This window comes from Thermoactinomyces intermedius (genome assembly GCF_013912365.1).
In the GTDB taxonomy this organism is placed as follows: domain Bacteria; phylum Bacillota; class Bacilli; order Thermoactinomycetales; family Thermoactinomycetaceae; genus Thermoactinomyces; species Thermoactinomyces intermedius.
This window is the reverse complement of record NZ_JACETT010000049.1, coordinates 31,081-55,057: the sequence shown is the minus strand read 5'-3', so window position 1 is coordinate 55,057 and position 23,977 is coordinate 31,081. Positions and strand designations below refer to the sequence as shown.

Here is a 23,977-nt window from a genome sequence, read left to right as displayed (position 1 = left end):
CATTTAACCTCCTCTCTTAACCGAAACCTCTACCGTCTTTTCGTTTTCTTGTCATCACCGGCATGCCCTCTGAAGGTCCGGGTCGGTACGAATTCACCCAATTTGTGGCCCACCATGTCTTCTGTCACATAAACCGGCACATGTTTGCGCCCGTCATGCACAGCAAACGTATGACCCACAAATTCGGGGAAAATGGTGGAACGACGAGACCATGTTTTGATCACACGTTTTTCGTCTTTTTTGTTCAGTTCTTCCACTTTTTTCAAAAGATGTGCATCGGCAAATGGCCCTTTTTTCAAGCTGCGGCCCATAAGTTCGACCTCCCTTCGAGTGAGGCTATTTCACAGCCTTTATTTACCTTTACGGCGACGAATAATATATTTGTCAGACTGCTTGTTTTTCTTGCGGGTTTTGTAACCCAGCGTCGGTTTTCCCCACGGGGTAACCGGAGATTTGCGTCCGATCGGTGCACGACCTTCCCCACCACCATGCGGGTGATCCACCGGGTTCATCACCGAACCGCGAACCGTCGGCCGTTTACCCATCCAACGGGAACGTCCGGCTTTCCCCACACGGATCAATTCATGATCAATGTTTCCGACTTGACCAATCGTTGCACGACAGGTGAGAAGGATCATCCGGGTTTCGCCGGAAGCCAGGCGAATGATCGCATATTTTCCTTCTTTCCCGAGCAGTTGTGCAGAAGCACCTGCAGCACGCACCAATTGACCGCCGCGGCCCGGTTTCATTTCGATGTTGTGAATCACCGTACCCACCGGGATGTTTTTCAGCGGCAAGGCGTTTCCGACACGAATGTCCGCATCCGGACCGGAAACCACGGTCATTCCGACTTTCAATCCGTGCGGTGCCAAGATGTAGCGTTTTTCACCATCTTTATAATGGATCAGTGCAATGTTTGCAGAACGGTTCGGGTCGTACTCGATTGTGGCAACTTTGCCTGGAATGCCATCTTTATCACGTTTAAAGTCAATGATACGGTATTTCCGTTTATGTCCCCCACCTTGATGGCGGACCGTTAATTTCCCTTGATTGTTGCGGCCGGCTTTTCTCACCAGCGGAACAACCAATGACTTTTCCGGCTTATCCGTCGTAATCTCATCAAATGCCGAAACGGTCATATGACGACGGGACGGGGTCGTTGGCTTAAAAGATTTAATAGCCACTGCTCTTTCCCTCCTTCTTGCTTAATATCAAACCTCAAATACTTCGATGGCCTTGCTGTCTTCCGTGAGCGTTACAATCGCTTTTTTCCGTTCGGGTCTGCGACCGCTGTAACGACCGTAACGTTTCACTTTTCCTTTTACGCGCATTGTGTTTACTTTATCCACTTTCACGCCGAAGATCTCTTCGATCGCTTTTTTCACTTCCACTTTGTTTGCGCGGGGATCGACTTCAAATACATATTTCTTTTCTTCCATCAGGTCTGTGGACTCTTCGGTGATGACCGGTCGACGAATAATGTCACGTGGGTTTTTCACTGGCCAAACACCTCCTCAATGCGATTCACAGCCCCGCGGGTGAGAATGAGTTTGTCATGATAAAGCACATCAAGAACATTCAAGCCTTCAGCCGGGATCACTTTCACTCCCGGAATGTTACGGGCGGAAAGCTCTGCATTTTCTTCCACTTGATCTGCAACGATCAACGCTTTGCGATCCACACCCAGATTTTTGAGGACTTGAACCATCTCACGGGTTTTGGGCTGTTCCATTTTCAATTCATCCAGAACGATCAGCTCGCTGTCGTTCACTTTGGAAGAAAGCGCCGATTTAATGGCAAGACGCCGTACTTTTTTCGGCAATTTGTAAGCATAGCTCCGTGGTTGCGGACCAAACACGGTGCCACCGCCAACCCACAACGGGGAACGAATGCTGCCGTGACGTGCGCGTCCGGTTCCTTTTTGTCTCCAGGGTTTTTTACCGCCACCGCTCACAGCCGCACGATTTTTGGTTGCATGGGTACCGCGGCGCAAGGATGCTTGTTGCATGACAACGGCTTCGTGCAACACAGCTTCATTCGGGGTGATGCCAAAAACATTTTCAGAAAGCTCAATGTCCCCGACTTGCTTACCGCTCATATCTAAGACCGTTAACTTTGGCATGGATGCTCCTCCTTTCTTCACTCAATCAGTTGCCTGCTTTCACAGCAGATTTGATCACTACATAACCGTTTTTCGGTCCCGGAATGGCGCCTTTGATCAAGAGCAGATTTTTCTCGGCATCAACACGAACCACTTGCAGGTTTTGTGTTGTCACCTTGTCTCCGCCCATGCGTCCGGGCAATGTTTGTCCTTTGAACACACGGCTCGGACCAACCGCACCCAAAGAACCGGGTCTGCGATGATAACGGGAACCGTGACTCATCGGACCGCGGGATTGGTTATGCCGTTTAATGGCACCGGCAAATCCTTTCCCTTTGGATGTTCCAGTGACATCCACGATGTCCCCTTCAGAGAAAATATCCGCTTTGATGGTGCTTCCCAATTCATACTCATCCAAGTTCACACCGCGGATCTCTTTGATGAATTTTTGGGGTTTGACGCCGGCTTTTTTCGCATGACCGAGTTCCGGCTTGTTTGCACGATGTTCTTTCTTTTCGTCAAAACCGAGTTGAACGGCCTCATATCCGTCGGTTGCGACTTCCTTTTTCTGCAACACGACACAGGGACCTGCTTCAACCACCGTAACCGGAGTGACCACTCCGTCTTCATTGAAGACCTGAGTCATCCCGAGTTTTCTACCGAGAATCCCTTTCACTTTGCACACCTCCTGCCATTACAGAATCAGAGATTACAATTTGATTTCAATGTCGACACCAGACGGAAGATCCAATCTCATCAACGCATCCACGGTTTGCTGAGTTGGATTCATGATGTCAATGAGACGTTTATGAGTGCGCATTTCGAATTGCTCACGAGAATCTTTGTATTTGTGAACCGCGCGCAAAATCGTATAAACCGATTTTTCCGTCGGCAGCGGGATCGGGCCGGAAACGCTGGCACCTGTCCGCTTGGCGGTATCCACGATTTTAACCGCAGATTGGTCCAAAATGCGGTGATCGTAAGCTTTCAACCGAATGCGAATCTTTTGTTTTGCCATCTTTACCCCTCCTTCTCGCCCATTTTGAAAATGAACTTCTCCACGAAAATTTCCCGCCCGGCCATGGCAAAGGGGCCGGGTGTGTCGGCAACCTTTCGCTTCATCGCGTTCATGACAACATTCACGATTATAAAGAAAAAACAATAGATATGCAAGTTTTTTTCTTGTTTTGATTGCATCGGGGAGCCATTGTCGCATTTTTGATGAAAAAGCTCCCGGAATAAAAGAGTACGGGAACCGCATGGCGATTTCCTGCCGGACGTCACGGATTGACTTTTTCCGCTTCCCGTGCACGCCGGAGGAATGCCGCAATCCGGCCGGCAGCCTGCTCCGTGTCTTTCCGGTTCGTGATGGCAATGCTTGCATGATTCAATGCATACTGACGCCTTCTTTCAAAAAACAACCGTTTGATCTCTTCCATCGTTTTGTCTTGCAAAACCGGACGGTTGTCGCGGATCCGCGGATAACGTTCCTCTTTCCAATATTCCCAGGATACATCAAGGAAAACGACCAGCCCGTGCTTGAGACAGACACGGCGCACCTCTTCCTGCAAATACGCACCGCCGCCAAGGGAGAGCACCTTCCTCTGCTCCCCCGCACACAACCTGACGATCAAATCCCGTTCCTGCCGCCGGAACCAGGCTTCTCCTTTGCGGGCAAACATTTGCGGGACAGACATGTGATGCACTTTTTCCAATTCCCGGTCCGTATCCGCAAAATCAAAGCCCAACATCCCGGCCACCTGCTCCCCGACCGTCGTCTTTCCCGCTCCCATAAAACCAATCAGTACAAGATTTTGTTCCTGACACGAAAGACCATCCGGCACTTTCATCTCCGCTTTCACCCTTTTTCCGCCAGCTTATAAACCCGTCAAAAGGAAGACCGGCACAAATTGGCCAAACCACATCCATCTTCTTCCATCCGGGCCCTTTTTAATTAACTAAGAGTATAAAGCGCGCCCGCAAACCGTGTCAATCTTCGCCCCGGGTATACTTTTGAATGACTGGCAACAGATTTTGGACTTCTTCAACCGGCATCTGTCCCGGAGCTGAACTTCGGGATCCGGAGGCAAACGTGACGGCGGACCCGTATGCCCAACCCGCCAGCCGGGTAATCGTACCCAATCCGCCCATCGACATGGTGATTAAGGGAATTCGCACATGATGCCGCGCTTCTTCGGTTGCTTCCATTAAAACGATCACATCTTTGAAAGTGGCGGGCATCACGGCCACTTTGGCAATATCCGCCCCGAACTCAACGGCTTTGAAGATTTTATCAACCAGTACTTCTTTTGCCGGCGTCTGATCAAAATCATGGAAAGACAAAATCAAGCGGACCCCGTATGCTTTGGAAACGTTGCGGATAACCGGGATGTTCCGCTCGTCCCGCAACTCGTGGTCGATCAGATCCACCTGACGGGTTTGACAGACCCGCTTCATCAGGCGGATTTTATCGCCATCCGTCAACGGGATGGGTTGCCCCCCTTCTTTTTCGGAACGAATCGTGAACAAAAGCGGAATCTCCCCGACAATCCCCCTCATCTGATGAACAACATCCAACACCTTTTCCGGATCGCCGATCTCTTGAAAAAAATCCGCCCTCCACTCGATCAGATCCGGCTTTTTCCGACAAAGTTCACTTGTCTGATTTCGGATCTCATCCGCATCTTTGCCGACCACCGGGGCACAAATACAAGGCTGTCCGCCCCCGATTTCAACCTTTCGGACCGTGACGACGGTTGGCGAAATCTTCATTCTCCCCTCACACTCCTCTCCGCTTCTTTCAGGATGGATGCATGCGTATTGAATTTACTATACTATATCCACTCTGAAGAGAAAAACTTGCATACTGATGGTACTGCTCCGGCCGGTATGAAACCGCCCCCGCCTGCATCATCGATTCCCGTGAAACACGCCGGTCATCCACACACTCCGCCTTTCAAAAATTCCTCATGAAACACACCAGTCCCCCACACGCTCCACCTTTTAAAAAACACCGTCCCACGCAACCATTTCCCCGTGTATCCCAAAGCCGGGTGCCGCATATCCGCTCCTTTCGGCCCATAAAAAAACCGCTGCCTGAAATCAGGCAGCGGTTGTGCCAAATTCACCATTGATCTTACTCAATGATTTCGGTAACGGCACCTGCACCAACGGTACGTCCACCTTCACGGATAGCGAAGCGGGTACCATCTTCAATAGCGATCGGTGCAATGAGTTCTACTTCCATTTCTACGTTGTCGCCAGGCATGCACATTTCAACGCCTTCCGGCAGTTTGATAACACCGGTTACGTCCGTGGTGCGGAAGTAGAATTGCGGACGATAGTTGGAGAAGAACGGGGTATGACGACCACCTTCTTCTTTGGACAATACGTAAACTTGTGCTTTAAATTTGGTGTGCGGGTTTACGCTTCCCGGTTTAGCGAGAACTTGACCACGTTGGATTTCTTTGCGGTCAATACCACGCAACAATGCACCGATGTTGTCACCAGCTTCAGCGCTGTCGAGCAACTTACGGAACATTTCAATTCCGGTTACAACCGTTTTACGGGTTTCATCCAAACCAACGATTTCCACTTCGTCACCTGTGTTCAAGATACCGCGTTCCACACGACCGGTAGCAACGGTACCACGACCGGTGATGGTGAACACGTCTTCCACAGGCATCAAGAAGGTTTTGTCGGTGTCGCGTTCCGGAGTCGGAACATATTCGTCGATGGCTTTCATGAGTTCATGAATCGGTTGAGCATCTTCTCCGGTCGGGTTTTCCAGAGCTTTCAATGCAGAACCGCGGATAACCGGAATGTCATCTCCCGGGAACTCGTACTCGCTGAGCAACTCGCGAACTTCCATTTCAACGAGCTCGAGAAGCTCTTCGTCGTCAACCATGTCGCATTTGTTCAAGAATACAACGATGTACGGAACGCCTACTTGGCGGGACAGCAAGATGTGTTCACGGGTTTGCGGCATCGGACCGTCAGCTGCGGATACAACCAGGATGGCTCCGTCCATTTGAGCAGCACCCGTGATCATGTTTTTCACGTAGTCGGCGTGACCCGGGCAGTCAACGTGAGCATAGTGACGATTTTCGGTTTCGTACTCAACGTGAGCGGTGGAGATGGTGATTCCACGTTCTCTTTCTTCCGGAGCTTTGTCGATTTGATCGTAAGCTTGTGCTTCAGCACCACCGGATTGAGAAAGAACGGTTGTGATTGCAGCGGTCAAAGTGGTTTTACCATGGTCTACGTGACCGATTGTTCCGATATTTACGTGCGGTTTCGTACGCTCGAATTTGGCTTTAGACATATCGAATAATCCTCCCTTTGCTTAGGAATCAGTAATATTTTAATAGATTTATTGGAATCAGGGAAGCGGACATTTTTCCGCTTCTCCAGGTAGTTTAGCAGGGTTTGCCATTAAGCGCCAGTTGCTTTTTTGACAATTTCATCCGCGATGTTTTTCGGCACTTCTTCATAATGGTCAAACACCATTGTGAAAACACCGCGTCCTTGTGTGCGGGAACGCAATGTGTTTACGTAACCGAACATCTCGGCAAGCGGAACCATCGCACGGATGACTTGGCCTCCGGAACGGGATTCCATTCCTTCCACACGTCCGCGGCGCGAGTTGATGTCACCCATGACATCTCCCATGTATTCCTCCGGAACCACGACTTCCACTTTCATGATGGGTTCGAGAAGTACCGGGTTACATTTGTCCTTGGCTGCTTTCAACGCCATGGAACCTGCGATTTTAAAGGCCATTTCCGACGAGTCCACATCGTGGTAAGATCCGTCGAAGAGTGTTGCACGGATGTCCACCAACGGATAACCCGCCAACACACCGTTTTGCATGGCTTCTTCGATACCGCTTTGTACGGCCGGGATGTATTCTTTCGGTACAACCCCACCGACAATTTTGTTGACAAATTCGAAGCCGGCGCCTTCTTCCAGCGGCTCGAATTCGATCCATACGTGACCGTATTGACCGCGTCCACCGGACTGACGCACGAATTTCCCTTCCACTTTCGCGGAAGAACGGAAGGTTTCCTTGTAGGCAACCTGAGGTGCACCCACATTCGCTTCCACTTTGAATTCGCGTTTCAGACGGTCAACGATGATGTCCAGGTGAAGCTCTCCCATTCCGCTGATGATGGTTTGACCCGTTTCTTCATCCATTCTCGTTTTGAAGGTCGGGTCTTCTTCAGCCAGTTTGGAAAGAGCCACTGCCATTTTATCCTGGTCGCTTTTGGACTTCGGTTCAATGGCAATGGAGATCACCGGTTCCGGGAATTCCATCGATTCGAGAATGATGGGGTGTTTTTCATCGCACAGGGTTTCACCGGTGGTGGTGTCTTTGAGTCCCACCCCTGCAGCGATGTCACCGGCATAAACGGTGCTGATCTCTTCACGGTGGTTTGCGTGCATCTGCAGGATACGACCGATGCGTTCACGTTTTCCTTTGGTTGAGTTCAGTACATAGGAACCGGATTCCAATGTACCGGAATACACACGGAAGAACGTCAATTTACCTACATACGGATCTGTCATGACTTTGAACGCCAACGCTGCAAACGGCTCGTCATCCCCGGATTTGCGGGTGGCTTCGGTGCCATCCGGCAAGGTTCCTTGGATGTCCGGCACGTCGAGCGGGGACGGCAAATAATCAACGACAGCATCCAGCAACAATTGAACCCCTTTGTTTTTGTAGGAAGAACCGCAAAGAACCGGTGTGATTTCCACGTTACATGTTCCTTTGCGAAGTGCCGCTTTGATTTCATCAACGGTCAATTCTTCCCCTTCGAGGTACTTCATCATCAACTCTTCATCCAACTCAGCAACCGCTTCGATCAATGCCGTACGGTATTCTTCCGCTTTTTCCTTATACTCTTCAGGGATCTCGCGGGCCTCGGACCGGGTTCCCAGGTCATCGAGGTAAAAGACCGCTTTCATGTTGATGAGGTCGATGATGCCTTCAAACGTGTCTTCAGCGCCGATCGGCAACTGAATCGGAACGGCATTGGCGTTCAAACGTTCACGCATTTGCTCCACGGCGCCGTAGAAGTCAGCACCGATGATATCCATTTTGTTTACGTAAGCAATGCGCGGAACACCATAGGTGTCAGCCTGACGCCATACCGTTTCGGATTGCGGCTCAACGCCACCTTTCGCACAAAAAACCCCTACAGCTCCATCCAATACACGCAGGGAACGCTCAACTTCCACGGTAAAATCAACGTGACCCGGAGTATCGATGATGTTAATCCGATGTCCTTTCCACTGAGCCGTGGTTGCAGCGGAAGTAATGGTGATTCCGCGTTCCTGCTCTTGTTCCATCCAGTCCATCGTGGCGGCACCTTCATGGGTTTCCCCGATTTTGTGCACACGACCGGTATAGAACAGAATCCGCTCGGTGGTCGTTGTTTTACCCGCATCAATGTGAGCCATGATTCCAATGTTACGTGTATTTTTTAAGGAGAATTCACGGGCCATCGGAAATTTCTCCTTTCATGTCGGCAAATTTAAATTACCAGCGATAATGTGCAAAAGCACGGTTTGCTTCTGCCATGCGGTGAGTATCTTCTTTCTTCTTCACTGCAGCTCCTGTGTTGTTTGCTGCATCCATGATTTCGTTGGCCAAACGCTCTTCCATGGTCTTCTCACTGCGAAGACGGGCATAGTTCACGAGCCAACGCAAACCAAGGCTGGTACGACGCTCCGGCTTGACTTCAACCGGCACCTGGTAGTTGGCACCCCCAACACGACGTGCCTTTACTTCCAATACTGGCATTACGTTTTTCAGTGCTTGTTCAAACACTTCCATCGGATCATTTCCGGAACGCTCGCGGATGATATCAAAAGCATTGTACAAAATGCGCTGAGCAACTCCTTTTTTACCGTCATACATCAGCCGGTTGATCAGACGGGTAACCAGTTTGCTGTTGTAAATCGGATCCGGCAGCGCATCCCGACGAGGTACTGGTCCTTTACGCGGCATGCTTCTCCCTCCTTTTTATCCCATTTTGTCAAATCTTATGCTTCATTATTTTTTCGGACGTTTGGTACCGTATTTGGAACGGCCTTGTTTCCGGTCGGTCACCCCGGCCGTGTCCAAAGCGCCACGCACAATGTGATAACGCACACCAGGCAAGTCTTTAACACGTCCGCCACGAACCAGAACCACGGAGTGTTCTTGCAGGTTATGGCCGATTCCTGGAATGTACGCCGTCACCTCGGTTCCGTTTGTCAAACGGACACGGGCATATTTACGCAAAGCGGAGTTCGGCTTTTTCGGCGTCATCGTGCCCACACGGGTACATACTCCGCGTTTTTGCGGTGCACTTTGGCGTACAACCTCTTTTCTCAGCGTGTTGTAGGTGTATTGAAGCGCTGGTGATTTGGATTGAGATTTTTTGCTTTTACGACCTTTACGCACGAGCTGGTTAATTGTCGGCATTCTTCAGGCACCTCCCTTTGGCGCGGATTTAACTTGTTTACAAGACCACAGATCCAGGTGTTCCATCTGTGGTTATAAAAATGGGAACGACTTATATTTCAGGAGGCCGGCCGCGCAATCACCATACGCGGCCAACCGTTGATATCGTCGCTCACACTTCTTTTAAAATCGCTGCCGTCGCCGCGCCGACTTCAATCCCGCAAGCTTTTCCGAGCTTTTTCATGGAGTCGACATGCTCCGCAGCAATTCCTTTCTCTTTGCAAAGCGTAACAATCGGTTCTGTGATTCGCGGATCCGCATCATCAGCCACAAACACCCGGGTGGCAATGCCCTGTTCAATGGCTTTTTTCGTTTGCTTGGCACCAATCGTTAACGAATTTGCTTGTTTCACTTTTTCATAAGACATGCTTGCTGCCCTCCAAAGTGAATGATTTACATCCAAGCACACGAGGATATATTACCACCATGAATGAGCAAAGTCAATAAAAATCACTACTCAATCGTTACCTTTTCCTTCTCCTGTTTGTCGCTGCCCCCGACTTCATTCGCCAACTTGTATCCCATGGAACGGTAACGGTCCATACCGGTACCGGCCGGGATCAATTTCCCGATAATCACGTTTTCTTTCAATCCCAACAGACGATCCACTTTTCCTTTGATGGCGGCATCGGTCAAGACGCGGGTGGTTTCTTGGAACGACGCTGCCGACAGGAAGGAATCGGTCTCCAGTGAAGCCTTGGTGATCCCGAGCAAAACCGGACGACCCACTGCCGGATCCCCGCCCGACAACAGTTCTTTCCGGTTGGCATCTTCATAATCGTGAATATCCACGATGGACCCCGGTAACAAATCCGTCGTACCGGCATCGGTGATCCGGACTTTGCGCATCATTTGGCGCACCATGACCTCAACGTGTTTGTCATTAATTTCCACCCCTTGCAAGCGGTATACTTTTTGTACCTCACGCAAGATATAATTTTGAACTCCGCGGGCGCCTTTGATGCGGAGCAGATCTTTCGGATCCACCGAACCTTCGGTCAGTTCCATACCGGCTTCCACGACATCGCCCACGTCCACTTTCAGCCGTGCGCCGTATGGTACGACATGAACTTTGGATTCCACCGCTCCTTCGATTTCAATTTCACGGCGATCCTTGGTTTCGCGGATGTCTTTCACCGTACCGGCAATTTCACTGATGACGGCCTGACCTTTCGGATTCTGGGCTTCAAACAGCTCTTGAATCCGCGGCAAACCTTGGGTGATGTCGTCTCCGGCCACCCCGCCTGTATGGAAAGTACGCATCGTCAGCTGGGTACCGGGTTCACCGATCGATTGGGCGGCAATGATTCCGACGGCTTCACCGACTTCCACCGGCGTACCCAAGGCCAGGTTGCGACCGTAACATTTTTTGCACACCCCGTGCCGGGTCCGGCATGTCAGCACCGAACGGATGACCACTTCTTCGATCCCCGCATCCACAATTTCTTTGGCGATGTCTTCATCGATCAATTCATTCCGGCGGACAATCACTTCACCTGTTTCAGGATGACGAACCGTTTGGAAAGCAACCCGTCCCACGATCCGGTCATACAGTTCCTCAATCACTTCATTGCCTTCGGCCAGTTTGGTCACGGAAATTCCTTTATCCGTGCCGCAGTCGTCTTCACGGACAATCACATCTTGGGCCACGTCGACCAGACGGCGGGTCAAATAACCGGAGTCTGCCGTTCTGAGAGCGGTATCCGCCAAACCTTTCCGCGCACCGTGTGTTGAAATAAAGTACTCCAACACGGTCAAACCTTCACGGAAGTTCGTGCGAATCGGCTGCTCAATGATTTTACCGGCCGGGTTCGCCATCAGACCGCGCATTCCGGCCAGCTGGGTGATTTGCGACACGTTCCCCCGCGCACCGGAGTTGGCCATCATGTAAATGGGGTTAAATTTGCCCATTTTCTTCATCAGGACGTCCGTGATTTGGTCTTTGGCCTGGCTCCAGATCGAAATGACGCGTTCATACCGTTCATCGTCGGTGATCAAACCGCGACGGTATTGCTTGAGGACTTTTTGGACCTCTTCGTCTGCTTTGGCCAAAATGTCTTTCTTTTCTTCCGGAACCGTGACATCGGAAACGGAAATCGTGATTCCCGCTTTGGTGGAATACTTATATCCCAACTCTTTGATTTTGTCCAGAACCTGGGAGGTGACCGTGGTTCCAAAACGGCGGAAACACTCGGCAATGATCGTTCCGAGGTGTCCTTTTTTCAAAGCAGACGGTTCCTCTATGTTCTGGATGAACTCTTTCACGTTGGTTCCTTTTTCGAAAATGAAATACTTGTCCGGAGTGCGTACCATGTTTTCTTTGGACGGTTCATTGATATACGGGAAATCTGCCGGGAAAATTTCGTTGAAAATCAATTTCCCGACGGTTGTCACCAAGAGCGCGTTCTTTTGTTTTTCCGTAAAGACGTTTTTGCCCACGTTTTTCGCCGGAATCGCAATCCGCGAATGCAACGTGACATAACCGTGATCGTATGCGTTGATCGCTTCGGAAATGGAGTAGAACACACTTCCTTCTCCGGGATCGTTTCGTTTTTCCAGCGTCAAATAGTAAGAACCAAGAACCATGTCTTGAGAAGGCGTGACAACCGGCTTGCCGTCTTTCGGGTTCAAAATGTTTTGCGCCGCCAGCATCAACAGCCGGGCTTCCGCTTGCGCCTCGGCCGAAAGGGGCACGTGAACCGCCATTTGGTCCCCGTCAAAGTCCGCGTTATAAGCCGTACATACGAGCGGGTGCAGACGGATGGCACGCCCTTCCACCAAGACCGGCTCAAACGCTTGGATCCCCAAACGGTGCAACGTCGGAGCACGGTTTAACAGAACCGGATGTTCCTTGATGACGTCTTCCAGGACGTCCCAAACTTCGGGATGGACGCGTTCCACTTTCCGTTTTGCACTTTTGATGTTGTGGGCCAGCCCTCTTGCCACCAGCTCTTTCATGACAAATGGTTTAAAGAGCTCCAAAGCCATTTCTTTGGGCAAGCCGCATTGGTACATTTTCAAGTGAGGACCGACGACGATTACCGAACGGCCGGAATAGTCGACCCGTTTTCCGAGCAGGTTTTGACGGAAACGTCCTTGTTTCCCTTTCAACATGTGCGACAACGACTTCAGCGGGCGGTTTCCCGGACCGGTCACCGGACGACCGCGCCGGCCGTTATCGATCAAAGCGTCGACCGCTTCCTGCAACATCCTTTTCTCGTTTTGTACGATGATGTCCGGAGCACCCAAATCCAACAAACGTTTTAAGCGGTTGTTCCGGTTAATCACCCGGCGGTACAAATCGTTCAGGTCGGAAGTGGCAAACCGTCCGCCGTCCAGTTGGACCATCGGTCTCAATTCCGGAGGAATCACCGGCAAAACATCCAAAACCATCCATGCCGGATCATTTCCGGAGGTGCGGAATGCTTCCAGCACTTCCAAACGTTTGATCGCACGGTTGCGTCTTTGTCCTTGTGCCGTTTGCAGTTCCTCTTTCAGTGCCTCGACTTCTTTATCCAGATCAATTTCGGAAAGCAACCGTTTGATCGCTTCGGCCCCCATCATGGCCGTAAATGCGGAGCCGTATTTTTCGCGGTAAGTACGGTATTCTTTTTCCGACAACAATTGTTTTTTCTCCAACGGGGTCGATCCCGGGTCCACAACCACGTAGGAAACGAAGTAAATCACTTCTTCCAGCGAACGGGGAGACATATCCAGAACCAGACCCATCCGGCTGGGAATTCCTTTGAAGTACCAAATATGGGAGACGGGTGCGGCCAATTCGATATGCCCCATGCGTTCGCGGCGCACTTTCGAACGGGTTACTTCCACACCGCACCGGTCACAAACAACCCCTTTGTACCGGACCCGTTTGTACTTTCCACAGTGACACTCCCAGTCCTTGGTCGGACCAAAGATTTTTTCACAAAACAAGCCTTCTTTTTCCGGCTTTAACGTACGATAGTTGATCGTTTCGGGTTTTTTCACCTCACCGCGGGACCAGGAACGGATCTTTTCGGGCGAGGCGAGACCAATTTTCATAAATTCAAAGTTATTTACATCGAGCATTGGGCGATTCCTCCCTCAGGATTCATCCCGTTGTGCGTAAGGAGAGCGTTTCTCACGCTCCCCCTTTCGCACTACGAAGAAGAGTTGGATTTATTGCCTTCATCGACCGACAAATCAAATCCTAACTTTTCATTGGCCGGTTCATCTTCTTCATCCAGTTCGCGCATCTCAATTTCCTGCTCATCGCCGGCAAGGATCTTGACATCCATTCCCAGACTTTGCAGTTCTTTGATGAGAACTTTGAATGATTCGGGAACACCCGGCTCTGGCACATTTTCGCCTTTGACAATCGCTTCATACGTTTTCACGCGACCGACGACATCGTCCGACTTCACAGTGAGAATTTCCTGCAAGGTGTGGGCTGCACCGTAAGCTTCCAGCGCCCATACCTCCATCTCACCGAACCGCTGACCGCCGAACTGCGCTTTACCGCCGAGCGGTTGCTGGGTAACCAGCGAGTACGGTCCGGTTGAACGGGCGTGAATTTTATCGTCAACCATGTGGGCCAGTTTGATCATATACATGACCCCGACCGTGACACGGTTTTCAAACGGTTCACCCGTCCGGCCATCGTACAGGATGGTTTTTCCGTCCCGGCTGAGTCCGGCTTCTTCCAACGTGTCAAAGACATCGTTCTCGGTCGCGCCGTCAAAGACCGGTGTCGCCATATGAAGCCCCAGCGCTTTCGCGGCCATGCCGAGGTGGACCTCCAGAACCTGTCCGATATTCATCCGCGACGGAACCCCGAGCGGGTTCAGCACCACTTCAACCGGCGTGCCGTCGGGCAAAAACGGCATGTCTTCTTCCGGCAGAACTTTTGCGATAACCCCTTTGTTTCCGTGGCGTCCTGCCATTTTGTCCCCTTCGGAAATCTTCCGTTTTTGAGCGATGTACACGCGAACCAGTTGGTTGACGCCAGGCGGCAACTCATCTCCGTTTTCCCTGGTAAACACTTTTACATCGACAACGATTCCGGATTCCCCATGGGGAACGCGCAGTGAGGTGTCGCGAACTTCCCGCGCTTTTTCACCAAAGATGGCGTGCAACAGGCGCTCTTCCGCAGTCAGTTCGGTCATTCCTTTCGGAGTGACTTTCCCCACGAGGATGTCGCCGGGTTTGATTTCAGCCCCCACGCGGATGATTCCGCGTTCATCCAGGTTTTTCAGCGCATCTTCCCCGACATTGGGAATATCCCGTGTGATTTCTTCCGGACCCAATTTGGTATCCCGTGCTTCGCTTTCGTATTTTTCAATGTGAATCGATGTGTAGACATCTTCTTTCACAAGCTTTTCACTTAACAGGATCGCGTCCTCGTAGTTGTAACCTTCCCATGTCATGAACGCGACCACCACGTTTTGTCCCAGTGCCAATTCCCCTTGTTCGGTGGAAGGACCGTCTGCCAGCGTGTCACCGGCTTTCACTTTCTCCCCGTACTTGACAACCGGACGCTGGTTGATACAGGTTCCCTGGTTGGAACGGGCAAACTTCGTCAACTTGTACTTGTCGATGTCCCCTTCAACCACGCGGCCGTCTACTTCTTCCTCATGGCGGACCCAAACTTCATCCGCCGTCACCCGCACAACGGTGCCGGGCCGTTTGGCACGAACCATGACCCCCGAATCCCGGGCGGCAATATGCTCCATGCCGGTCCCGACATACGGCGCTCTCGGGCGGAGCAACGGAACGGCTTGACGCTGCATGTTCGATCCCATCAACGCACGGTTGGAGTCGTCGTTTTCCAAGAACGGAATACATGCCGTTGCCACCGACACGACCTGTTTCGGGGAAACGTCCATGTAGTCGACCCGATCCCGCGGAACGGTAATCGTTTCATCTTGGTAACGGACGGTCACCGTTTCATGGGCAAAGGTTCCGTCTTCGTTTAATTCAGCGTTGGCTTGGGCAACGTAAAAATGGTCTTCTTCATCCGCAGTCAGATAATCGATTTGATCCGTGACCCTTCCGGTTTCGGGATCGACCCGGCGGTACGGCGTCTCAATAAATCCGTACTCATTGACCCGTGCATATGTCGATAACGAGTTGATCAGCCCGATGTTCGGACCCTCAGGAGTTTCGATCGGACACATCCGACCATAGTGTGAGTGGTGAACGTCACGCACTTCCATCCCTGCGCGCTCCCGGGTCAAACCACCGGGACCCAATGCTGACAAACGGCGTTTGTGCGTCAACTCAGCCAGCGGGTTGGTCTGATCCATGAATTGGGACAACTGGCTGCTGCCGAAAAATTCTTTGATCGCGGCAATCACCGGACGAATATTAATCAGCGCTTGCGGTGTGATGGCATTGGCATCCTGGATGGACATCCGTTCACGCACAACACGCTCCATCCTGGACAAACCGATCCGGAATTGGTTTTGCAACAATTCCCCGACGGAACGCAGACGGCGGTTTCCGAGATGGTCAATGTCATCCGTTGAGCCAACCCCGTGCAACAAGTTGATAAAGTAGTTAATGGAAGCCAAAATATCCGCAGCGGTAATGTGTTTGACCGAGTCGTCCACTTCCCCGTTCGAAATGACTTTGATCACTTTTCCGTCTTCCGTCGGGGAGAAAATATTAATGGATTGCAACTCAATCGTTCCGTCTTCCGGCACGCCACCACGCACTTTGTAAGACTTGTAACCGTATGCCTTTTCCCCGGTGAGATAAGGCATCAACTTGTCCAACACGCGGCGTTCCAGAACTTGTCCGGCTTCGGCCAAAATTTCACCGGTTTCAGCATCCACAATGGGTTCAGCCAGTTTTTGATTGATCAAACGATTTTTGATATGCAGTTTTTTATTGATTTTATAGCGTCCGACACTTGCCAAGTCGTAACGTTTCGGGTCAAAAAATCTCGCATAAAGCAGACTGCGGGCATTTTCCGCGGTTGGCGGTTCTCCCGGACGCAAACGTTCATAAATTTCAATCAGCGCTTTTTCAGTATTCCCCGTGTTGTCTTTGTCCAGGGTGTTACGGATGTATTCGTCATCCCCCAACAAATCGAGGATTTCCGCATCGCTGCTGAATCCAAGCGCACGCAAAAGAACCGTCACCGGAATTTTCCGTGTACGATCAATGCGAACATAAATGATATCTTTGGCATCGGTTTCCAACTCAAGCCAAGCGCCACGATTTGGAATTACTGTGGCAGTATAAGTCGGCTTCCCGTTTTTGTCCACTTTCGTGTTATAATACACACTGGGCGAACGAACCAATTGGCTTACAATGACTCGTTCCGCGCCGTTGATGATAAAGGTTCCGGTTTCCGTCATGAGCGGGAAGTCACCCATAAACACTTCCTGTTCCTTGACTTCACCGGTCTCTTTATTGATCAGGCGAACTTTCACACGCAACGGTGCTGCATAGGTAACCTGGTGATCTTTTGCTTCCTCCACAGTATACTTGGGTTCCCCCAAGCTGTAATCGATAAATTCCAACACCAGATTCCCCGTGAAATCTTCGATGGGCGAAATGTCGCGGAACATTTCCCGCAAACCTTCGTCCAAAAACCATTGGTATGACTTCAGCTGAATCTCGATCAGATTCGGTAATTCCAAAACCTCGTTAATGCGAGCATAACTACGACGTTGCCGACGACCACACGGGATCATTTTACCAGCCAAATAAACTCCCCCCTCGCACCCAGTCAAAACCGCTTTCCAGATGCGGTTGTCAAAGTAAAAAAAGAAAATGAGTGATATTGAACCTCATTTTTACCTAGAAGCAGTCTATTTACCTATTTTATCCAGTTGGATCGCGCAATAAACCAACCGGTTTTCACACAACCGTTTTCAATGATTCTATGAGTTCAAAGACACTTTCTGCAATTTAATACACTATCATAACGAAAATTTAGTGTCAATCTTTTCGTGAGCGGATAATGACATACCCTTTTTTCTTCCGGACCACTTCGACATCTGCAAATAATTGTTCCAACTCTTTTTTGGCCGATTCCGCTCCCTGTTGTTTGCGGATGACGATCCACAAAGATCCCCCTGGATGAAGGGCATCAGACGCTTCTTTAAACAGACGGTAAATCGTTGATTTCCCCGCGCGAATGGGCGGGTTCAGCAAAATATGGTCAAACTTCCTGCCTTGCAGTTGAGAGAACCCGTCACTGACCAAAATTTCCACACGGCCATCCGCCTGATTCAAAGCTGCATTCGCTTTTGCCAGCTGAACAGCCCGTTCATTCACATCCACCATAGTCACTTTGACATCCGGTACCGTTTTGCTCACCGCAATTCCAACCGGTCCGTAGCCGCAGCCCAAATCAAGAACGGCCGATTCCGGTTCGATCTCGGCGCTTTCAATCAAAAGGCGGGAGCCAAAATCAATTCCCTTTTTCGAGAACACACCGGCATCCGTTTGAAAACGGAAGGATATGCCCGACAAAACGGCTTGGATTTCGCGCTCTTCACTTTTCGACTCAGGTTGACGGGAAAAATAGTGATCAGCCATGGATAACGGATCTCCTTTTTTGAAGAGAAGACCAGTCCTTCTCATCTCAAATTTCGGATCGTCTGCTTTAAAAAGAGAACCCGCCGACCGTATGACGACGGGTTAGCCGGATCCAAACGATTACTTCACTTCTACAGTAGCACCGGCTTCTTCGAGTTCTGCTTTGATTTTGTCTGCTTCTTCTTTGGAAACTCCTTCTTTGATCGGGGACGGAGCGTTGTCAACAAGTGCTTTTGCTTCTTTCAAGCCGAGGCCGGTAATACCGCGAACGGCTTTAATGACGTTGATTTTGGAGGAGCCTGCATTGGCAAGCACAACATCGAATTCAGTTTTTTCTTCAGCAGCATCTCCGCCGCCGGCAGCACCAGCCACTGCAACCGGAGCCGCAGCCGTTACACCGAATTCTTCTTCAATTGCTTTTACAAGATCGTTCAGTTCGAGAACGCTCATTTCTTTAATCGCTTGAATGATTTCTTCTTTAGACATAAAGGAAACCTCCTTGCATTCTGTTAGATATCAATAATTTTTTAAGCTTCGGCAGCTTCTCCATCTTTGTCAGCCACTGCTTTGACAGCCAGTGCAAAGTTGCGCACAGGCGCTTGCAACACGCTAAGCAACATGGAGAGCAAACCTTCGTAGGACGGAAGTTCTGCCAGTTCCTTGATTTCATCAAGGCTGACGGCTTTCCCTTCCACCAAACCGCCTTTGATTTCCAGCTCTTTGTTCTCTTTGGCAAAGCCATGGAGAATTTTGGCCGGAGCCACTACATCTTCGTAGCTGAATGCAACTGCGGTCGGCCCGGTCAGATGCTCGGTCAGGTCGTTGGCGCCGACTTGTTCGCAAGCACGGCGGGTCAGCGTATTTTTGAGCACCTTGAATTCAACGCCGGCTTCGCGCAATTGTTTGCGCAGCTCGTTCATTTGTTTTACATCCAAACCGCGATAGTCAGCTACAATGGTGCTTTTGCTCTTTTCCAGTTTTTCTGCGATTTCTGCGACAACTTGTTTTTTTCTTTCAATCGCTTTGGACACGCGGCACACCTCCTCATCAGGAGTTTTTAAAAATAGAAAAAGCCTCCGTAGACAGTCGAAGGCTTCAGTTACTCATATGGATTCCGCGGCACACACCACATCCATGCATGTATCCTTACCTCGGTAGGATATTAAGCAGCAACTTGGCACCTACTGTCTACGGTAAAAAGCTATATCCAATTATTGCGGATTCACCACATTCGCGGCAGACCCCCCTGCCGCCGGCGAATCACATCATGACTCGGATTATATCAAAAAAGTCATCACCGGGCAATACTTGTTCTCTTCATTGCCCCGTGCAAAAGATTTCCAGATGCAAAAATTAACGACCGACCAATTGTTGTGCGCTGACGGCAACGCCAGGTCCCATGGTCGAAGAAACGGTCACGCTCTTCATGTAGGTTCCTTTGGCAGCAGCCGGTTTGGCTTTCATCAAAGCTTCAGCCAACACTTGCAAGTTTTCACGCAATTGATCTGTCGTAAAGGAAACTTTACCGATCGCAGCGTGAACAATACCGGCTTTGTCGGCACGGTATTCAATTTTACCGGCTTTGATTTCTTTGACGGCTTTCTCGATTTCAAAGGTAACCGTACCGGTTTTCGGGTTGGGCATTAATCCTTTCGGTCCCAGGATCCGTCCCAAACGTCCGACTTGTCCCATCATGTCGGGAGTGGCCACAACCACGTCAAAATCGAGCCAACCTTGGCTGACTTTGTTGATCGTCTCTTCATCTCCGACATAATCGGCACCGGCAGCTTCAGCTTCTTTTGCTTTCTCCCCTTTGGCAAAGACGAGAACGCGTTTGGTTTTCCCGGTACCATGCGGCAACACCACCGCACCTCTTACTTGCTGGTCAGCTTTTTTGGTGTCGATTCCCAGACGGAACGCTGCTTCGACCGTTTCATCAAACTTCGCAGTGGAAATTTCTTTCACAAGTTCCAAAGCTTCTTGAGGGCTGTAGAGTTTTTCGCGGTCCACTTTTTTAAGCGCCTCAAGATATTTTTTGCCGTGTTTTGCCACGTTCATTTCCTCCTTTCGTGGTCTTAGCGGAAGATCCTCCCACAAGCTTCAAGCTGCTCGTGGCAGAGCAGCCCGGCTCTTCGCCCGATCAGTCTTCAATCTGAATGCCCATGCTTTTTGCCGTGCCTTCCACCATGCGCATGGCGGCTTCCACGCTTGCGGCATTCAAATCGGGCATTTTCATTTCAGCGATCTCACGCACTTTATCCCGTTTAATGGTCGCTACTTTGTTCCGGTTCGGTTCACCGGATCCGGATTCAATTCCGGCTGCTTTCTTCAAGAGAACGGCAGCTGGAGGAGTTTTGGTGATAAATGTAAAGGAACGGTCCTCATAAACCGTGATTTCAACCGGAATGATCAGTCCGGCTTGTTCAGCCGTGCGGGCATTGAACTCTTTACAAAATCCCATGATGTTCACACCAGCTTGACCCAATGCCGGACCCACAGGCGGTGCCGGATTGGCTTTCCCAGCCGGAATCTGCAGCTTGACCACTTTAATGACTTTTTTGGCCACGCGAATCCAACCTCCTTCAAACATGTGGTTTTCTCGGGTATTACCCTCCCACGGAAAGGCAAGCTCCCTTTCAGTCAGGCTTGCGCTCGCCCCAAAGATGGGGGTAACATACAACAAACAGTTATACTTTACCACACACAAAAAAGAAACGAAAGCTTTCGGTTCGCTAAATTTTTTCCACTTGGTCAAAATCCAGTTCAACCGGCGTCTCCCGGCCGAACATATTGACCATTACTTTGATTTTTGAACGGCTGGCATCAATTTCGTCAATTCTTCCGACAAAATTAGCGAACGGTCCTTCCTTCACTTTGACATTTTCGCCAATCGAAAAATCAACCGTCACCTTAGACTCTTCCATGCCCATTTGACGCAGGATGGCATCAACCTCATCCGGCATAAGGGGAGTTGGCTTGGACCCTGCCCCTGATGAACCCACGAATCCTGTCACTCCTGGTGTGTTTCGCACGACATACCACGAGTCGTCGGTCATAACCATCTCTACCAACACATAACCCGGAAAGACTTTTCGCATTACCGTTTTCTTTTTTCCGTCTTTGTGCTCGATTCCTTCTTCCATTGGTACAAGAACGCGGAAGATCTTATCTTGCATGTCCATGGAATGGACACGCTTTTCCAGGTTGGTTTTCACTTTGTTCTCGTAGCCGGAATACGTGTGAACCACATACCAATTCTTCTCCATTGCTCATCAGGGTTTGACCCCTGTCCCCCCCTTAAAAAATGACTGCTATTTAGTAATCAGTTTCACCAACTGATAAATCCCAGCATCCACGACAAAGAAAAAGACAGCCAAGAGTATCACAATCAGCAAAACCACAACGGTGTAGTTAAACATTTCCTGCCGGTTTGGCCAGCGAACTTTTTTCAGTTCCTGAATGCTTCCCCGGAAAAAGCCGGCTGTACCGGAAACGCTTTTCCGGACTCCACGTCTAAGGCCTTGAAAAGCAGCCATATTGTCACCCCCATCTTCTATCAAGCAGCTAAAACCTGATTACTTGGTTTCACGATGGATTTGATGCGAATTGCAACGCGGACAATATTTGCGTAACTCCATGCGATCCGGATGTTTGCTTTTGTTTTTGGTCAACGCATAGTTGCGCGAACGACACACGGTGCAAGCCAGTGTAATGTTCACCCGCATCTTCCGACACCTCCTCTTCATCATGTCGCCGTTCAAACGGAAGGAAACGATAGAAAATACCCAAATTACATTATCACACTGGCTCCCTGCTGTCAATGTAAAGCCGTTTGTAAAACCATTATTGACACAAATTGCGGCGATCAATAACCAGCCTGTTTTTATCCATGAATCAAAATCCCCTTATTTTAAATAATGATAAACCGGTCCGTCCCCTGCTTTTTTCCATCTGCTGCCTTCAGCGGGCCCACTTTTTCGTAATCAGCCGATAATGCTTCTTTGGATTTGCGATCAAGCAACCGGAATCTGTCTTCAATTTGTTTTTTTCTAAGCGGCGCAACGATCAACGAGTCATCATAAGTCCCCTACACAACCCATTTCTCTTTTTTTCCATTTTCACCGCATAAAAATAAGTCTGGTTTTGTGCCGTATACAAACCGGTTTTATAGGCAAATAAGATGATAATCAGCGATAACAGAACTATCATTCAAAGCATTTGAGCCGTACTTGGAAAATACCGATAAAACTCAAAAACGGTTCTTTGCTCTTTTACAATGCGAAGATAAAGCTTTTTATACCGTTGCCATCGGTATTTCCATGGTATTGGGGGGTTGAAAGAAAAAATGACTTTTTTTATCATGCTTTGCAACCGAATGACTCCCTTGTGAAAATAGAAAAATATTGAAATGAGAAAAGGGACAACATACTGATTATCGCCAACCACCCGAAACATCCCCACGACACTATACAAAATAAAATAACGATAAATAACGGACATCAATGTTTTAGCCGATTGATAATTCCGCTCATTATAAAACTTCGCCCGACGCACAGACCGGAGCACTCCATCCTGGATCCCACCCGACCAAACGGTCGCGATAATCACAATCATCATGATCGGAATCATAATGGCAGATTACAAATAATAATCCAAAGTGAATTCCGAGTAGTAAACAGGGATGTGAAAGTACAATTTATAGGCAGTATCCGTAAAGAAGCTGATAACATAGAGCAGAAGAGTGAAATAAGAAACGGTCAGAGCATCTCCCAATTTTCGTTCTTGCTCATCTTTGTGTTCCATGAGATCCCTCTCAGTAATCATCAGGGCTTTTGGTTTTATTATAATACGAATACTCTGCCATGATCTAAAAATTCAATGTATTAAGAATAGGAGAACCGGAAATCTTCCGGCACTTTCCAACACCTCTTTTGCAATCCCCTTTATTCACCGGATACAACGGGCATAAAATAGATTCCCAAGGCATTCAAACTGCGAAACCAAATACAATCAGTACAAATTTTTAATACAATTTATCTTAAACGAAAAGGAATCATGATGTTTTTTGTCGAACCCAAACAAAAGAACAGGTACGAAACCTGTTCTTTTGTGAACCGGTGCTTTTTTGCATCATAAAGAAAGTTCACGCACTTCAAGGTATCTTTCTAATTTCCGTTTCACTCTCTGCAAGGCATTGTCGATCGACTTCACATGTCGATTTAAGTCGACCGCGATTTCCTGATAAGAACGTCCGTCCAGATACAACATCAATACTTTCCGTTCCAAATCACTAAGAATTTTCGCTATTTTATCTTCAATATCATTATATTCTTCCTGGCTGATGTAGATCTCCTCAGGGTTTGATAGACTTCCGGGGATTTTATCCAGCAACGTCCTGTCCGTATCGTCATCGTAAGCAGGCTTGTCCAATGACACATAAGAGTTGAGCGGAATGTGTTTTTGTCGGGTAGCCGTTTTGATCGCTGTGATGATCTGGCGCGTGATGCATAATTCGGCAAATGCTTTAAACGAAGCCAGCTTGTCCCCCTTAAAGTCCCGAATCGCTTTAAATAGCCCAATCATCCCCTCCTGCACGATATCTTCGTGATCGGCTCCGATGAGAAAATAGGATCTCGCTTTCGCCCTGACGAAATTTTTGTACTTATTAATCAAATATTCCAGAGCCTGATGATCTCCCACGCGTACGCCATAAACCAGCTCTTCGTCGGCCATGTTTTTGTAATCAGCATTTCTGTCGTAAGTGACAAAATTACTGGATTGAAGATTTACACTCACCGCTTTCCCTCCCGACCAAGTAGCCTATAAACCCT

At 49.4% G+C, this 23,977-nt stretch carries 25 protein-coding genes and 1 other annotated feature; all 25 genes read right to left on the bottom strand.

Going from position 1 to position 23,977, the window contains the following annotated elements; all coding sequences use genetic code 11:
* Positions 1–29: 29 nt before the first annotated feature.
* Positions 30–311 carry a 30S ribosomal protein S19 gene (gene rpsS / locus H1R82_RS11760; RefSeq protein WP_037997058.1) on the bottom strand — a complete coding sequence of 94 codons (282 nt, stop codon included), beginning with the start codon at positions 309–311 and terminating at the stop codon, positions 30–32.
* Between the two features lie 39 nt (positions 312–350).
* Positions 351–1,184, bottom strand: a complete 834-nt coding sequence (gene rplB / locus H1R82_RS11755) for a 50S ribosomal protein L2 (RefSeq protein ID WP_181732414.1) — start codon at positions 1,182–1,184, stop codon at positions 351–353.
* A gap of 27 nt (positions 1,185–1,211) precedes the next feature.
* On the bottom strand, positions 1,212–1,499 hold the full coding sequence (rplW, locus tag H1R82_RS11750; RefSeq protein ID WP_037997053.1) for a 50S ribosomal protein L23: 288 nt from the start codon (positions 1,497–1,499) through the stop codon (positions 1,212–1,214).
* Positions 1,496–2,122, bottom strand: coding sequence for a 50S ribosomal protein L4 (gene rplD, locus H1R82_RS11745; RefSeq protein ID WP_181732413.1), 627 nt, complete (start codon positions 2,120–2,122; stop codon positions 1,496–1,498). Before rplD ends, rplW begins: the two co-directional genes overlap by 4 nt.
* 25 nt (positions 2,123–2,147) lie before the next feature.
* The gene (gene rplC, locus H1R82_RS11740) at positions 2,148–2,777 is read right to left on the bottom strand and encodes a 50S ribosomal protein L3 (RefSeq protein ID WP_181732412.1); all 630 of its coding nucleotides are present in this window, start codon (positions 2,775–2,777) and stop codon (positions 2,148–2,150) included.
* A gap of 33 nt (positions 2,778–2,810) precedes the next feature.
* Entirely contained in the window at positions 2,811–3,119 is a 309-nt protein-coding gene (gene rpsJ / locus H1R82_RS11735) for a 30S ribosomal protein S10 (protein WP_037997048.1), read from the bottom strand.
* 262 nt (positions 3,120–3,381) lie between these two features.
* Positions 3,382–3,951 carry a shikimate kinase gene (locus H1R82_RS11730; protein ID WP_181732411.1) on the bottom strand — a complete coding sequence of 190 codons (570 nt, stop codon included), beginning with the start codon at positions 3,949–3,951 and terminating at the stop codon, positions 3,382–3,384.
* Positions 3,952–4,090: 139 nt separating this feature from the next.
* Positions 4,091–4,873 carry a type I 3-dehydroquinate dehydratase gene (aroD, locus tag H1R82_RS11725; RefSeq protein ID WP_181732410.1) on the bottom strand — a complete coding sequence of 261 codons (783 nt, stop codon included), beginning with the start codon at positions 4,871–4,873 and terminating at the stop codon, positions 4,091–4,093.
* A 364-nt stretch (positions 4,874–5,237) separates the two neighbouring features.
* Entirely contained in the window at positions 5,238–6,425 is a 1,188-nt protein-coding gene (gene tuf / locus H1R82_RS11720; RefSeq protein WP_181732409.1) for an elongation factor Tu, read from the bottom strand.
* 110 nt (positions 6,426–6,535) lie between these two features.
* Complete coding sequence (fusA, locus tag H1R82_RS11715; protein ID WP_181732408.1) at positions 6,536–8,611, bottom strand: elongation factor G; 2,076 nt, start codon at positions 8,609–8,611, stop codon at positions 6,536–6,538.
* Between the two features lie 34 nt (positions 8,612–8,645).
* Complete coding sequence (gene rpsG, locus H1R82_RS11710; RefSeq protein ID WP_037997036.1) at positions 8,646–9,116, bottom strand: 30S ribosomal protein S7; 471 nt, start codon at positions 9,114–9,116, stop codon at positions 8,646–8,648.
* 45 nt (positions 9,117–9,161) lie between these two features.
* The gene (rpsL, locus tag H1R82_RS11705; RefSeq protein ID WP_181732407.1) at positions 9,162–9,575 is read right to left on the bottom strand and encodes a 30S ribosomal protein S12; all 414 of its coding nucleotides are present in this window, start codon (positions 9,573–9,575) and stop codon (positions 9,162–9,164) included.
* Positions 9,576–9,726: 151 nt separating this feature from the next.
* On the bottom strand, positions 9,727–9,981 hold the full coding sequence (locus tag H1R82_RS11700; RefSeq protein WP_181732406.1) for a 50S ribosomal protein L7ae-like protein: 255 nt from the start codon (positions 9,979–9,981) through the stop codon (positions 9,727–9,729).
* An 86-nt stretch (positions 9,982–10,067) separates the two neighbouring features.
* Positions 10,068–13,682 carry a DNA-directed RNA polymerase subunit beta' gene (rpoC, locus tag H1R82_RS11695; RefSeq protein WP_181732405.1) on the bottom strand — a complete coding sequence of 1,205 codons (3,615 nt, stop codon included), beginning with the start codon at positions 13,680–13,682 and terminating at the stop codon, positions 10,068–10,070.
* A 71-nt stretch (positions 13,683–13,753) separates the two neighbouring features.
* Positions 13,754–17,308, bottom strand: a complete 3,555-nt coding sequence (gene rpoB / locus H1R82_RS11690; RefSeq protein ID WP_181732404.1) for a DNA-directed RNA polymerase subunit beta — start codon at positions 17,306–17,308, stop codon at positions 13,754–13,756.
* Positions 17,309–17,543: 235 nt separating this feature from the next.
* On the bottom strand, positions 17,544–18,146 hold the full coding sequence (locus H1R82_RS11685) for a class I SAM-dependent methyltransferase (protein ID WP_181732403.1): 603 nt from the start codon (positions 18,144–18,146) through the stop codon (positions 17,544–17,546).
* 120 nt (positions 18,147–18,266) lie between these two features.
* Entirely contained in the window at positions 18,267–18,632 is a 366-nt protein-coding gene (gene rplL / locus H1R82_RS11680; protein ID WP_181732402.1) for a 50S ribosomal protein L7/L12, read from the bottom strand.
* 41 nt (positions 18,633–18,673) lie between these two features.
* On the bottom strand, positions 18,674–19,177 hold the full coding sequence (gene rplJ / locus H1R82_RS11675; protein ID WP_037997020.1) for a 50S ribosomal protein L10: 504 nt from the start codon (positions 19,175–19,177) through the stop codon (positions 18,674–18,676).
* Between the two features lie 26 nt (positions 19,178–19,203).
* Positions 19,204–19,358, bottom strand: a sequence feature (ribosomal protein L10 leader region).
* Between the two features lie 141 nt (positions 19,359–19,499).
* Positions 19,500–20,198: a 50S ribosomal protein L1 gene (gene rplA / locus H1R82_RS11670; RefSeq protein WP_181732401.1), complete on the bottom strand. Its 699-nt coding sequence runs from the start codon at positions 20,196–20,198 to the stop codon at positions 19,500–19,502.
* 88 nt (positions 20,199–20,286) lie between these two features.
* Complete coding sequence (gene rplK, locus H1R82_RS11665) at positions 20,287–20,712, bottom strand: 50S ribosomal protein L11 (RefSeq protein ID WP_037997076.1); 426 nt, start codon at positions 20,710–20,712, stop codon at positions 20,287–20,289.
* 166 nt (positions 20,713–20,878) lie between these two features.
* Positions 20,879–21,412 carry a transcription termination/antitermination protein NusG gene (gene nusG / locus H1R82_RS11660; protein ID WP_037997016.1) on the bottom strand — a complete coding sequence of 178 codons (534 nt, stop codon included), beginning with the start codon at positions 21,410–21,412 and terminating at the stop codon, positions 20,879–20,881.
* A 45-nt stretch (positions 21,413–21,457) separates the two neighbouring features.
* Complete coding sequence (secE, locus tag H1R82_RS11655; protein WP_037997014.1) at positions 21,458–21,682, bottom strand: preprotein translocase subunit SecE; 225 nt, start codon at positions 21,680–21,682, stop codon at positions 21,458–21,460.
* A 39-nt stretch (positions 21,683–21,721) separates the two neighbouring features.
* Positions 21,722–21,871, bottom strand: coding sequence for a 50S ribosomal protein L33 (rpmG, locus tag H1R82_RS11650; protein ID WP_037997011.1), 150 nt, complete (start codon positions 21,869–21,871; stop codon positions 21,722–21,724).
* 913 nt (positions 21,872–22,784) lie between these two features.
* Positions 22,785–22,949 (bottom strand): hypothetical protein, encoded by a 165-nt coding sequence (locus H1R82_RS11645; RefSeq protein ID WP_181732400.1) that lies wholly within the window; start codon positions 22,947–22,949, stop codon positions 22,785–22,787.
* 327 nt (positions 22,950–23,276) lie between these two features.
* A complete protein-coding gene (gene sigH / locus H1R82_RS11640; protein WP_037997009.1) occupies positions 23,277–23,942 on the bottom strand; it encodes an RNA polymerase sporulation sigma factor SigH in 666 nt (221 codons plus the stop codon).
* Between the last annotated feature and the right edge of the window lie 35 nt (positions 23,943–23,977).